Annotated in this window: 12 protein-coding genes and 1 tRNA gene; 8 read left to right on the forward strand and 5 right to left on the reverse strand. The window is 58.7% G+C overall.

Features of this window, described 5'->3' with window-relative positions; translation table 11 throughout:
• Positions 1-190: 190 nt before the first annotated feature.
• Both JYP46_RS01145 and JYP46_RS01150 read left to right on the forward strand, forming a co-directional pair.
• Complete coding sequence (locus JYP46_RS01145) at positions 191-646, forward strand: phasin (protein WP_206547413.1); 456 nt, start codon at positions 191-193, stop codon at positions 644-646.
• 197 nt (positions 647-843) lie between these two features.
• Positions 844-920 (forward strand) — tRNA-His (locus JYP46_RS01150).
• A gap of 223 nt (positions 921-1143) precedes the next feature.
• On the opposite strand, the gene JYP46_RS01155 is transcribed toward JYP46_RS01150, so the two are convergent.
• From JYP46_RS01155 to JYP46_RS01170, 4 genes are all read right to left on the reverse strand, one after another.
• Positions 1144-2610 carry an HlyD family type I secretion periplasmic adaptor subunit gene (locus JYP46_RS01155; RefSeq protein ID WP_210346548.1) on the reverse strand — a complete coding sequence of 489 codons (1467 nt, stop codon included), beginning with the start codon at positions 2608-2610 and terminating at the stop codon, positions 1144-1146.
• A gap of 11 nt (positions 2611-2621) precedes the next feature.
• Complete coding sequence (locus tag JYP46_RS01160; protein ID WP_206546993.1) at positions 2622-4793, reverse strand: type I secretion system permease/ATPase; 2172 nt, start codon at positions 4791-4793, stop codon at positions 2622-2624.
• Between the two features lie 146 nt (positions 4794-4939).
• Positions 4940-7039, reverse strand: a complete 2100-nt coding sequence (locus JYP46_RS22205; RefSeq protein ID WP_206546994.1) for an AHH domain-containing protein — start codon at positions 7037-7039, stop codon at positions 4940-4942.
• Between the two features lie 40 nt (positions 7040-7079).
• Positions 7080-7745, reverse strand: coding sequence for an imm11 family protein (locus tag JYP46_RS01170; RefSeq protein ID WP_206546995.1), 666 nt, complete (start codon positions 7743-7745; stop codon positions 7080-7082).
• Positions 7746-8161: 416 nt separating this feature from the next.
• Here JYP46_RS01170 and JYP46_RS01175 point away from each other — a divergent pair, with 416 nt between their 5' ends.
• From JYP46_RS01175 to JYP46_RS01200, 6 genes are all read left to right on the forward strand, one after another.
• Positions 8162-8488, forward strand: coding sequence for a hypothetical protein (locus JYP46_RS01175; protein ID WP_206546996.1), 327 nt, complete (start codon positions 8162-8164; stop codon positions 8486-8488).
• A 213-nt stretch (positions 8489-8701) separates the two neighbouring features.
• Positions 8702-9184 carry a DUF411 domain-containing protein gene (locus tag JYP46_RS01180; protein ID WP_206546997.1) on the forward strand — a complete coding sequence of 161 codons (483 nt, stop codon included), beginning with the start codon at positions 8702-8704 and terminating at the stop codon, positions 9182-9184.
• Positions 9185-9314: 130 nt separating this feature from the next.
• Complete coding sequence (locus JYP46_RS01185; protein ID WP_204360870.1) at positions 9315-9809, forward strand: c-type cytochrome; 495 nt, start codon at positions 9315-9317, stop codon at positions 9807-9809.
• Positions 9806-11317 (forward strand): multicopper oxidase family protein, encoded by a 1512-nt coding sequence (locus JYP46_RS01190; RefSeq protein WP_206546998.1) that lies wholly within the window; start codon positions 9806-9808, stop codon positions 11315-11317. The genes JYP46_RS01185 and JYP46_RS01190 overlap by 4 nt, the downstream gene beginning before the upstream one ends.
• A gap of 223 nt (positions 11318-11540) precedes the next feature.
• Entirely contained in the window at positions 11541-11813 is a 273-nt protein-coding gene (locus JYP46_RS01195) for a heavy-metal-associated domain-containing protein (protein ID WP_222473803.1), read from the forward strand.
• A gap of 176 nt (positions 11814-11989) precedes the next feature.
• Positions 11990-12274 carry a hypothetical protein gene (locus JYP46_RS01200; RefSeq protein ID WP_113154245.1) on the forward strand — a complete coding sequence of 95 codons (285 nt, stop codon included), beginning with the start codon at positions 11990-11992 and terminating at the stop codon, positions 12272-12274.
• Positions 12275-12287: 13 nt separating this feature from the next.
• Here JYP46_RS01200 and JYP46_RS01205 read toward each other — a convergent pair whose 3' ends face one another.
• Positions 12288-13388, reverse strand: a complete 1101-nt coding sequence (locus JYP46_RS01205; RefSeq protein WP_113154246.1) for a GGDEF domain-containing protein — start codon at positions 13386-13388, stop codon at positions 12288-12290.
• Between the last annotated feature and the right edge of the window lie 33 nt (positions 13389-13421).

Raw genomic sequence — 13421 nt, forward strand, 5'->3', positions numbered from 1 at the left:
ACTCTAAGGCCCTGATGCTGCGAATTCTCCGCGATTGGTTAATTGCAGCGACGGTTATAGCGATGAGCATGTTGCAGTGCAGCAAAGATGTTGCAATGCACAAAGATCGATGCTATATACCGGTCATGAATTATCGGTGAGCGCCATCCAAGGAGAGGCCACCATGAACGAGAACCAAAGGATCGCGGATATGACCAAGACCACGCAGAAGGACACTGGGGCCGTTGAATTCCCGACGTTTGATGCGACGCAGGCGAGCGAGCAGTTCCGCGCTTTCGCCGAAAAGAGCGCCGAGCAGACGAAAGAGGCCTATTCCCGCATGAAGTCGAGCGCGGAAGAGACCCAGAAGGCTTTCGAAGCCACTTTCGAGAGCGCCAAGACCGCCGGCAACGAGCTGACCTCCAAGTCGATTGCCGCGCTGCGCGAGGGCACGGAAGCCAATCTCGCCCATCTTGAGGCGCTGGCTGGCGTGCGCTCCTTCGCCGAGCTGATCGAAATGCAGAGCAACTTCATGCGCAAGCGCATGGAAGTGGCCGTCGACCAGATGAAGGACTTCCAGACCACGTCGCAGAAATCTGCTGAAACCATGGCGAAGCCCATGAAGGACGTGTTCGAGAAGGCCGTCAAGGAACTGCGCGTCGCCTGAGGCGTTAGCGCTCTGAGTAGTCCGGCAGAAAGCACCTCCTCCCGCTTGCTGCCGAGTGGGACCGAAACCTCCTCCCTTCGGTCTCTTGTGAAAAAAGACCGGGATCCTCCCCCCGGTCTTTTTTTCTTTTGTTCTTTTGGCTTGAAAAAGCGATCAATTGCCCGTATTGACGCGAACGCCGGTCACCGGTCACGTGTGCGGTTGTAGCTCAGTTGGTTAGAGCGCAGGATTGTGGCTCCTGAGGTCGGTGGTTCGAATCCACCCAACCGTACCATTTCTCTTCATCTCACAGCATTGCCCGAAACCACGCATTCCGCTACCGGCGGTGATGCGCGAACGCTCTCGGCGGATGGTTCGCATTCCTTTTCTGGAGGGCATCTTCAGAAGATGTTGTGATTCGCCTCCCACGTTCGGAATCATGCTGCATATCGCTGGAGCTGGCCCACGAACGGGGCGCTTCAGGCAAGTCAGTTCAGCCGCCCACATGGCGGAACCTTTCAACGTTCCTTGAAGGATTGATCGCCAATCTCGGCAAGCGGCGAGAAGAGATATTCGAGGATGCGCCGTTGACCTGTCTTGATTTCCACCGTGGCGATCATGCCGGGCATGAGGGTGGCGAGCCTGTCCTCAATCATGAAGGTTGTCTCCATGAGTTCAACGGTGATCGGGAAAACCAGGTTCTGCATGCGTTGCACGTTACCAAGTGGCACCAGGCTCTTCAGTTCCGCGGCTGGGCTGTTCTCGATTTCCCGTGCGTCGGGTTCAGGGATGGCATCGGTGGCAACGTGCGTGACCCGTCCCGTCAGGGTTCCATGGCGCGTGAAGGGAAATGCTTCAATCTTGATAATGGCTTCCTGGCCGACTTCCACAAAGCCGACATCCCGATTGGCAAGATAGGCCTCAACTTCAAGCCGGGCCCCTTCTGGTACAACTCTCATCAGTTCCGTGCCGGCGGTGACCACCTGGCCGACTGTCGTGATTGCCGAAGCTTCAACGGTGCCGTCAATCGGGCTGACGATTGTCATGAGCGCGCGACGCCGTTCGGCCTTGAGCAATGTCTGTTTCAATTCCGCCGCCCGCTGGAGCGCTTCAGACTGGCGTTTGTCATTGTCGTTGACATAGCTCTTCACGAGCTTGTCCGCCTCGTTTTCAATCGCCTTGAGTGCTGCCTTCGCCTCCTCGCACTGGCCTTTCAAGGTCGCAAGGCCCACTTCGGCTTCCTGAAGCGCCTGCAGCGTTTCAAGCAGGTGAGCTTTCGTTTCGACCTTTGCCTGAAACAGGCTGGAGCGCATTGCGACCCGCTCTGAAAGCGTTTCAATCAAGGCGCTTTGTGAGGAGGCAGACCTCTTCAAGCGTCTGATTTCCGCATGCTTTTGTTCGCTCTGCGCGCGAAGGACGTTCAGTCCGGCTTCAAGCTCATCAAGTTCGGCGCGATACCTCTGTCGTTCACGTTGCCGGATTGATGGGGGCACTGAGGGAGGGAATTGCAGATCTGGAACAGTGCCCGCTTCCTCTCTACGGTCGGAATGAAGCCGCCAGGAGCGGATTGCCTGTAATACGGCCTTGCGGCGGGCGATTTCGCCTTCCAGCGACGTTAGATTTCCTATGAGTGCAGTTTCATCCGACTGCGCCTCGCCAGCATCGAGCCTGAGCAGGATATCCCCTTTTTTGACAGGCGCGCCATTGATGGCGATTGCGCTGCTGACCCTCCCGCTTTCCAGCGATTGGATGGTCTTCACGCGACCGGCGGGCTGAACCTTTCCCTGAGCCGTTGCCACAATGTCGATTTTTCCAAGATAGGCCCATAGGAGTGCGCTGCTTGCCAATAGACATATGGTCCATAGAAATGCGATGCGAACGGGAGATGCGGGCGTTTCCAGAATTTCCAAAGCGGCGGGCAGGAATGCACAGTCAGACCTTGGGCGGGCCGCCTGGACTGATTTCGATGTCTTCGCAGCTTTCAATTGAACGATCCTCACCCTTGGCTCGGTCCTGATTGGAGCCGCCACAGATGCGCGTAGAGCCCGTCTTTGCGCGCTGACAGGTCTTCGTGCGTGCCGGTTTCAACGATGCGGCCGTTATCCATGGCGATGATGCGATTGCAGCCCCGCACCGTGGCCAGACGGTGGGCTATGATGATAACGGTGCGCCCGCGAACGATCTCGCGCATATTGGCGAGAATGATGCGCTCGCTCTCATAGTCGAGTGCGCTTGTCGCTTCATCGAGTATCAGTATTGGCGGATTGGTTGCCAGGGCGCGAGCAATGGCCAGACGCTGGCGCTGCCCGCCCGAAAGGTTGGCGCCGCGCTCTTCGATCATTGTATCGTAACCGCTTGGCAATTTTGCAATGAACTCATCGGCCCCGGCCAGCGTTGCGAGGCGCATCGCATCTGCGCGTGGCATGGAAGGGGTGGCCAGAGTGATGTTGTCATGAATGCTGCGGTTGAACAGCAGGTTCTCCTGAAGCACGACGCCCGTGTTGGCGCGGAGCCATGCAGGATCGACCTGGGAGATATCCTGCCCATCAACCAGTACTTGGCCGCAAGTTGGAATGTAGAACCGCTGAATAAGCTTGGTCAGTGTGGATTTGCCCGATCCAGATGGGCCGACAATGCCGACCACCTCTCCTGAACCGATCTCAAGACAGATATCTTTCAAGACATCCGGCCCGTTGGGTGAGTAGCGGAAGCGAACGCTTCTGAGTTCTATGGCTCCATTCGGCCTGGGTAGCGCGGTGGTGCTTGAGGGGCGTGGTTCCGCTGGGGCGTTCAGAATATCTGCCAGCCGAGCGACCGAAATCTGCACCTGCTGGAAGTCTTGCCACAATTGCGACAGGCGTAGAATGGGTTGTGCAACCTGCCCGGAGATCATGTTGAAGGCTATGAGTGCGCCGACCGTCATTTCGCCGTTGATGACGGCCTGAGCGCCGAACAGGAGCAGCGCCGCCGTTGTCACCTTGCTCACATACTGGATGGCGTTCTGCCCCTTGGCTGCAAGCATGGTCGCCGCAAAGGACGCCTTTACGTAAGCGGCCAGACGCTCCTCCCATTGCGCCGTGATAGTTGGCTCAATCGCCGCCGCCTTTATGGTCTGTGCGCCAACGATGGATTCGACGAGCAATTGCTGGCTATAGGCACCGCGGTCGAATTTTGCGTCAATGCGGGTCCGCAAAAATGGTCGGATGAGAACCCCGATACCAATGTAAAATGGGATGGACGCAATCACGATCCATGTAAGTGTTGTCGAATATGCGAACAGCACCGCGATGAAGATGAATGTAAAAACGAGGTCGAGGCCGCTGAAGAGCGCCTGGCCGGTGAGGAAGTCGCGAATAGTTTCCAGTTCGCGCACCCGTGCGACCGTTTGACCGGCAGCGCGGGTCTCGAAATAGCTGAGCGGCAGGTTGAGAAGATGACGAAACAGTCGGCGGCCCAGCTCTACATCAATCCGATTCGCCGTATGCGATAGCGCATAGGTGCGCAGATATTGGAGAACGACGTCGAAGAGACCGATAACAACCAGGCCGGTAACCAGGATAATCAGCGTTGAATAGCTGCGATGCGCAAGGACCTTGTCGACCACCACCTGGAAGAACAGGGGGGTGACCAGGGCGAATATCTGCACGAACAGGCTGGCCAGAAGCACATGTACGATCGGCCGTCGATAGCGCCAGATCGATGGCAGGAACCAGCGAAAGCCGAAACTTTCCTGATCCGTGCCCGGACCGCCCATGCGCCTTTGCAGAAGAATCATGCCGCCACTGTCGGCTTCAAGGAATTCATTGGCTGGCAGGTCCCGAACGGCCAGGCTTGCCGGATCGAGGAGTCGGTAGGTTCCTTCTCTTGTAACTCCGCCGAATACAGCGAAGCCCCTGTCGCCAAGACAGGCTATTGCGGGGGCGGGAAGTGTGGAGAGGCGCTGCGCATTCAGTCGCCCGACGTGGCGAGCTTTCAGGCCGATCAAGCGCGCTGCGCGCTGAATGTCCTGGCTGTTGGCCTCGCCGGAAAGGGCCAATTCACGCGAGAGTTTCTCAGGCTCAATCGATATTCGATAGAAACCCGCGATCAGGCTGAGTGCCGCCAGCCCGGTTTCCGCTGCAACAGTGCGTGCTTGTAGGCCCGGATCGTGGGGCTGGTTATTGTCCATGCTCGGTGTCGTCTGAAAATACGGGATGCATGAGAGAGGCTGCGGCACGTTTTCAACGCTGCTGCAGGTCATGAAATTCGCACACCACATCCACCCGAACGCCGTTTCCGGTGTTCAGGTGGGCGTGTGGTCGGGAAGTCGGGAATTCAGTGCGATCGATAGCTCAGCACGACATCGGCAGCGAGGCCGGCTGTGCCATCCGTTTTCCCGAAAGAGCTCGTGCCGGTTATGGCCGAACCGTCGGCGAACAGTCTTGAGCCTTTGCTGGATGGCAGCAGTTCGATGAAGGCGACACGGGCCTCTTCCATCGTGCGCAGCTCTCCGGGGTCGCTAGCGCCGTTTTGATTGTGATCCTGCCAGATGCGGAACTCGTTCCAGCGATCATCGTGAGGGTCCAGAACATTGTCGCCATTGGTGTCGAAGGCCCAGCGCAAGCCTTCAAGGTCGGTCACTGGCTTATCGCTCTTGGTCCCGCTTTCCGTTGCGATCTCATCCTGTGTCTTCCACAAGGCAAAGGCGAGTTCTCTGGTTTGATCAATGGTCCCGTCAGGCCCTTGTTCGCCATCGGCGCCAAGGTCGATCGTCAGCAGGCCGTCCGAAGGTCCGACCCAGGCAACCGAATCCGGTGTTCCATCGCAATTCGCATCGAACAGAGGGCCAACTGACAAGGCTGGTTCAAGTGGTCGGATATCAAGAACTCCATCGCCATCAAGGTCGAGAGCGACTGGATAAAGCCCGCCCCTTCCTCTCGAAACCGCGTCTCGTGCCTGTTTTGAAACTACGCCCCGGCTTCCTCCGCTTCGGCCGCGGCCTTTGCTATTGCCGCTGCCACTGCTTCTGCTGCGACCTGTCTGACTGGAATTTCCCCATTCGTCACCCGCGCGAACTACAATGCATGGCAAACGAGTGACGCCGTCGCGCTCGACATAGGTGCGCGATTTTTGAAAGCTGTCACAACAAGGGTCGTATACAGGTCTCTTAGAACCACCATCTTGATTGTCGGAAGAATGCCCGCCACTGCGGTGGTGAAGTGATTTCGATCTCTTTCTTCCAAGACTACCGACAGTGGCTCCAGCTCTCCGGCTCGGCTTGGTGTGCCCTCCAACCTGGGTGACTTCCTTTACCAGCGCATTCAACTCGCGCGCACCACCCGTGATCGCTTGACCGACCTCAATGAAAAGCATGAAATCATGAATGGAGGGAAGGAGTTTGGACGATTTGCTCCACGCATGGCCGGCCACAGCCCCGAGGAGATTGTTTGCGCCATCCATCAGTACTCCCACGGCCGCATCGCCGCCTACGGCGCCTGCCACGCCGCCGATCACGCCGCCTATGACCGAGACCACTGGTCCGCCAGCAGCCATTCCGCCGGCCGCGCCGAGCGCCATGCCTTTCGCGCCGAAATAGAGGGCTCCCGCAAGGCGTGCCAGAGTGCCGATTGCACCTGCCGTGTCGCCAGCTTTTGCCTGCTGCGCCGCCTCGGCGACACTCACAGATATGCCCAAAGCGGTGGCAGCCGGCCCGCTGACCCTGACGCCGTTTCTGACGTAAACAGGAAGGCTGGCATAGTAATTCTTGAGCGTTGTCAGCGATGTTGCTGAGAGCAGGCTCTGCTTACCCGAAACCACCACGGCTCCGGCCAGCTCCTCAAGCGTAGCGGCCGCCGGTCCCTTGCCAAGCTTGACGCCAGCTTTCTGCAAGGCGTCTACCGTCGTTTCGAGTGCTTTCTTCGACTTCAGAGCCGCCGCCCACTTGGCCTCCGGCGCTGGCAACTTTCCCAGCTTGCCGATCTGCGCCGCGTGCTTCCTTGTATAGCCGTCGAGGTCGCCGAAGAAGGAGCTGATCTTCGCGTTCGTCGCTACATCCGACAGACCCTTCGGCGTGTTGGTGTAAAGATCACCATTGACCAGCCCCGCTTTCAGCGTGTCCATCAGCCCGTTGACGCGCCCGGCAAGCCGCTGTCCGGCGGCTTTGTCGCCGGAGAGCATGGCGCGGTAGTCTTTGGTGCCCTGAAGCCTCTGAAGTTGACCGGCCAGCCCTTCAGAATATGCCTTCAACGGTCCACCTTGATGCGGTGAGACGCCGAGCTTTGCCGCGAGTTCCTTGGATTGTGGCAGGTTGAGCAGATTGCGCGGACTATCGAGGTTGAGCAAATTGCGTTTTGAGAGCTCCTTAAGCAATCCGCTTTTTCCGAATGCCTGACGCTCAATAATATGATGTTCCTGGTGCAAATTTATTTTTGTCACGATGAAAACTCTAGAAAGCAATATTAAAAATTAATGTTAATTATAGTTTCGAGACGTCGCGGAAGCGAATTCCCTTTAGATCTTCATGTTTGCATGCGTCGCGCAAAATATTGTCGCATATAGGGTCTGCTCCGAGGTGGGGTTGTACAAAAACATGTGCAGAACCTATTTCATCTTCATTGAAGAAAAGGTTGGCGCCTCCAGCAATGCTGTAGTGTTTTCCATGGATGAAATCATCACTAACTTCCACTTTCAATTTGGAAGAAGCTAGGTCCAGAGCATCAAGCTCACGAACAACATCACAGAGATAGTATGTCGGTCCCTTGGATCCGTCCGCTAATGTGAGGTCACATTCCGCAAAGGCGAAGGCTTTCTCGTCGACGGTCTCTAGTATCCGTTTCATTCGCTCCGAAATGAGCGAGAAATCGCCATATGCCTCCATGTCGCGCGGTTGCCGATGCCCCTTTTTCTCAACAATGTGCGGTACTTCCTTGAAATATCCGAAGCCTGACCACTTCCTGTAGGTTTCGACCCGATCTATCGGCGCGGCAAAAAAAGCGAGGCCAGGAACGATCAGGGCATCTTCATTGACAATTTCAAGCCCATGGCCTTTGCCGCCACCTGTAATGTCGGGACCGAACAGAAAAAACTTCCGCTTCTTCGGCTTCGCAATGGTCGTTGATCGGGAGGTTTTGTTGGCGTTCATCGCTCTTGCCTTTAGTGCGGGGTATATGGGGCTGTTGGGCCGGAGTCGTGCAGTTCGCTGCGCTCGAATGAAACTTAATTCAAGTTTGAATAGTTTTTCGAGATATCTTAATAAATCCAATTACTTAGCTTAAGTGATATCAGTAGTGGAAGATTGTCAATCGCGATGTTCGAAAAATGAGTGGCGTCGGATGCCTTTACTTCTTTTACCGGGTCGCTGCAGCGCCGGGGAGGGGTGAGCTTTCGGATAGCCTCTTGGGCGTTTGTTGGCCCGCTACCCGCCGCGGCAGTCGTGTTTCGCCCAATGGATATGCCTATCGAAGTGGCGCAACATTGAACGCCTCCAGACCCGGTTTCGGTGTCGCAGGCGCCCGGTTTTTATGGATTTCCCGGCCATGGCGCGATACATAACGCTTCATGAGAAGGTTTCTGGCCGTCCTGCTTCTGATCGTTTTTGCCTTTGCGGGCGCGCTTCCCGCAATGCAGACGGCGTTTGCGGCTGATTCGGTCGCCGCCACGGAAACGGCCGCGCATGCCGCTGATTCTTCGATGATGGATTGCTGCGGGCCGGCCAGCGATGGCGCGATGCCCTTCGAGATGAATTGCGCAATGGATTGCCATTACATCGCGCCCTTCCAGGTGCAGCAGTTCCACGCCACGGTCTCGCCGCTTGCCAGCATGCCGACCGTGACGCTTCATCAGCCCGTCCCCTTACGTCTCTTTCGACCGCCCATCCTCGCCTGATCGCTTTCAGCGCCGGTATCCGGCGCATTTCAATCAGTCGAGAGAGGATATCGGTCTCCAGAAAGGTGTGCGCCTTGGCGCTGCCTTCGGGCATGAGCCCGCCACCTGAACCCGGTCGCGCAAGAGCGGCCCCGGTGGCGCGCATTCTGGCCCTCTGGACGATTTCAGTTCCTGTCGCGGCTCTCCCCCGAGATCATTCGAAAGAGAACCACAATGAAGAACGCCATCCTGAAGCAGATGCCTGCAGCCGCACTTGCCCTTTCAACGCTTCTTGGCGCGGCTCATGCCGCTCCGGCAGACAGCGACAAGACCATCACCGTCTACAAGACGCCGTGGTGCGGCTGCTGTGAAGTGTGGGTCGAGGCCATGGAAGAGGCCGGTTACACGATGAAGGTGAGCGATCTGGAAGACCTCACCAATGTGAAGAAGCAGGCCGGTGTGCCTGACGCTATGGGGGCCTGTCACACGGCGGTGATCGGCGACGAGCGCAAATATGTGCTTGAAGGTCACGTGCCGATCGAGGCGGTGGAAAAGCTCATGTCCGAGAAGCCGGACGTGAAGGGCATCGCCGTTCCGGGCATGCCGATGGGCTCGCTGGGCATGGGATACGACCCTGAGGCCGAATACACAGTCTACACATTCGACGGATATGCCGACACCCAGCCGGGCGTCTTCCTCGAAACCGGCAAGAAATGACCCTGCCGGGCATTCGCGCCGGGGCGCATTGCGCTCCGGCAGCAGGCATGACCGTCGCTGTGACGGTCCTGTCTTCGCAGGCACCGTCTGATGGCGGCGGCTCCGGTTTTCCCGTTCAGGCGAGGCAGGCATGCGTGCAGGCTCGGTCTTAGTCGTTCTGGGCGTCGCTTTCGCGGTCGCTCTATCGGCGGCGCTCTGGCTGGTGCTGGTGGAGGGGGCGGCGGAGGATGCTGCTCTCCTGAAGCCCGATGACCGGCAGCTCGTTGCACGCGGCAGGGAAATCTACGCGGCCAATTGCGCCTCGTGCCATGGCGCAGACCTTGAAGGCGAGACCGCGGACTGGCGCACACCCGGGCCGGATGGCTCCATGCCCGCGCCGCCGCATGATGAAACCGGGCACACCTGGCACCACAATGACACGCTGCTTTTCGCGATAACGAAATACGGTGTGGCTGCGGCAGCCAATCTCGACGATTACGTTTCGGCAATGCCGGTCTATGATGGCATTCTGTCGGATGAGGAGATCGTTGCGGTGCTGTCCTACATCAAGAGCACCTGGCCCGATGAGATACGCGAGGGCCACGACGAACTGAACGCGCGTTCCGCGCAGGAGCGAACACGATGAAACGACGTCACTTTCTCACAGGTGCAACCGCGCTGGCTGCGATAGGCGCTGCCGGCATCGTGCTGCGACCCTCATTGCCACCCGCCGCAGCCCTTGCCGCAGACCGCGCGCCTTTGCGCATGCCGACGCTGATCGACACGACTGAGACCGGTCGTTTCGAGGTGGTGGCGCAGACCGGGCAGACGGATTTCGGCGGCGGGCTGAGCGCCCAGACCATCGGCTTCAACCAGTCCTATCTCGGACCCGTCGTGCGCATGAAGAAGGGGCCGCTGGAGGCCAGGGTGGGCAACACGCTGCCCATTCCCGTCAGTGCGCATTGGCATGGCCTTCTTGTACCCGGAGAGCATGATGGCGGCCCGCATCTGCCCGTGGAGCCCGGTGGCGAGTGGGTTCCCGACATGGAGATCGACCAGTCGCCCTGCACCGCGTTCTTCCACACCCATATCCATGGCCGCACGGCGCGTGATGTCTATGCCGGGCTTGCCGGCGCAATCCACGTCACCGATGGTCTGGATGACGAGCGCGGCCTGCCGTCCACCTATGGCGTCGATGATCTGACGCTCCTTTTGCAGGACCGGCGCTTCACGCAGGATGGCGAACTCGCCTATGCAAGCTCCATGATGGACATCATGCATGGCATGACAGGCGACACGATGCTCATAAACGGGCAGCTCGATCCGGTGGCCGTTGTGCCGAAATCCATCGTCCGCCTGCGGCTGATCAATGCGTCGAATGCGCGGATCTATTCGCTCTTCTGTGATGACGGGCGGCCCATGCATCTGGTTGCGACGGATGGCGGCTATCTGCCGGTACCCGTGGCTTTGGAGACACTGCGCCTGTCGCCGGGCGAACGGGCCGAGATCCTTGTCGATTTCTCCGACGGTCGGGCGATGACGCTTGCGAGCGATGGCGATCCCAATTCAGGCATGGGCGGCATGATGGGACGCGCGCTTGGCATGGTGGACAGGGTCACGGGGCTGCGGCAGTTCCCGGTTCTTCCGTTCACTGTCGATGAGCGTCTTGAAGGTTCGATCAAGCGTCTGCCAGACAATCTCGGCGGCGCCCGCCCGGATCATGATCCGGCAAAAGTTGCCGCGACGCGCCGCTTCTCGCTCGATATGGGTATGGGGGGCGGCAGGGGCATGGGGGGCATGGGGGGCATGGGCGGAGGCATGATGGGGGGCTTCTCCATCAATGGCCGCCCCTTCGAGATGGGCGTGATCAACGAAGAAGTGGAACGCGGTGCGACGGAACGCTGGATCGTGACCACGAACATGCTCACGCACCCGTTTCACATCCATGGCGTGTCGTTTCAGGTGATCAGCGTCAACGGACGCGAACCGGGGCCGGAAGACCAGGGCTGGAAAGACACGGTTCTTGTCGATGGCGAAACGGAGCTGCTGGTGCGGTTCGATCACCCGGCGAGCAGGGACACGCCCTTCATGTATCACTGCCACATTCTCGAACACGAGGACGCCGGCATGATGGGGCAGTTTACCGTGAGCTGAGCGCGGTGCTTCAGGTGACGCCGCGCTGGCTATTTCATCAGATACTTGACCAGCGCGGCGATCGCCAGAATGACCAGAACACCAATCAGCAGCATCCAGAGACCGCCGAACCCCATCATTCCCGTGCCCATGAAGTCGTTCATCATGATGTCTTCTCCTGTATCGGCCTTTGCAGGGTAGAGGTTCCATCTGCTGGAAGGTCAAGCGTGAGGGCGAAAGGCGATTGACCTTCCGGTTGCTGGAAGGATTAGCTTCATCGAATCGAGACGATCTTCACCTGAAGGAGCAGCAAATGGTGACGTTGAATGTGCCTGACATGACGTGCGGGCATTGCGCAAAAGCGGTGACCGAAGCGGTCAAGAGCGTGGATTCGAATGCAGCGGTCAATGTCGACCTGGAAACGAAGACGGTTCAGATCGACAGCCAGAGCGCCGATGCCGCCGTCATTCAGGCGCTCGACGCGGCCGGCTATCCCTCGGACGTGAAAACGGCCTGAGCGGACACACCAATGAAATGGCAAAGGGCGGTGAGCTTCTGTTCGCCGCCCTTTTGCATGAGCGCCGTTAACCGGGCAGGCTTGCGCATCGGGCCCGGCGGCCTATCCTTGGAGCATGGTTTCGGGCCCGCGCGTCGCGGTGCTTCGGGCAGTTTACGGGCGCTCGGGAAAGTCGAATGAGAGATCTGTTTCGACTGTCACGCTATCACTGGCTGTTTCTGTTCATGGTCATGGCGCTGTGCGCCTTCCTGACGGCATTTCTCTCGTTTCAGCTCATCAATGTGGCTATGGCCAATCTGGATTTTCTGCTCAGGCACGGCCTGATGGGGATCGCCGATGGCGGTCTCCTGCAGTTCCTTTCCATTCTCGCGAAAGGGTTTTTGATCGTGCTCTTCTATTTCGGCTTCAAGGGCATTGAGGCCGAACTCCTGCAACGCTGGCGCAATCCGCGTCAGAAGTGAAGCGGCTCCGGTCCTATGCCGCGATGGCGATTTCGACGCGGTTGCGGCCGGCAGATTTTGCCCGGTAGAGCGCCATGTCGGCGCGCTTGAATGCGGCTGAAAAGGGCTCGGCAGCATCTTCGCCATTGTTGGCGTAGACGCCAATGCTCACGCTGATCCGGATTTCCGCGCCGTCCTCGTGCAGATAGGGCGTGGCTTCGACGGCCTTGCGCAGGCGCTCACCGAGGTTGAAACCGCGATTGGCGTCATGCATCGGCAGGACGAGCGCAATCTCTTCGCCGCCGAAACGCGCCACAAGGTCGCTCTGGCGCACATTGGCGCGCACCAGTGCAGCCAGATGCTTGAGCACCTTGTCGCCCACATCATGGCCGTGGACATCGTTGATCTGCTTGAAGTGATCGATGTCGATCAGCATCAATGTGCAGGCCTCGCCCCGTCGCATGGCGGAATCCATGATGTTGGGGCCGCGCATGTCGAACACGCGCCGGTTGGCAAGGCGGGTCAGTGCGTCGGTGGATGCTTCGCGCGTCAGCGTGTTCTCGCGCTCATATTGCTGGCGCTGGCGCTCGACAATGCCGCCGACGAGCATGGTGCCGAGCACGTTCATGAGCAGCATGACCGGGCCGACATTGGAGAGAAGCGCGATTGCCGTCTCGTATGGCAGAACGAACATGGAGAGCAGCGACAGGCCGGAGACCGCGCCGAGAAGGCCGAATGTCGGAAGGCTGATGCGCTCGCGCTTGAAAAGCATGGCGAAGGCAAGGCCTGCACCTGCGCAAACCAGAATGCCGATCGCGCCGGCGATCGCACCCGCCCCGCCGATCCACAGGCGGAAAGCGATGGCTGCAACGGTGGTGAGACCGAGCGTGAGCCAGCCGCCGAAGCTCATCGCGAGAATTACAAAGGAGTTGCGCAGATCGAAGATGAGGCCGGGCGCCACCTGCACGGGCAGCGACATGGAGCCCACCGCACCGGCGGCAAACACCACGGCGATCAATGCGTGGCGCGTTGCGTCATTGGGGCTGCGACGCAGAACGATGTCGTAAAACAGCGCGGCAATTGCGGCGATACCCAAATTCTGCAAGACGCCGGAAATCAGAAGCGCTGTACTCATTGCATTATCCTTGCTCTCTCGGGACGCTAGGTA

It is taken from the genome of Nitratireductor aquimarinus, assembly GCF_017255295.1.
Classification (GTDB): Bacteria; Pseudomonadota; Alphaproteobacteria; order Rhizobiales; family Rhizobiaceae; genus Nitratireductor; species Nitratireductor aquimarinus.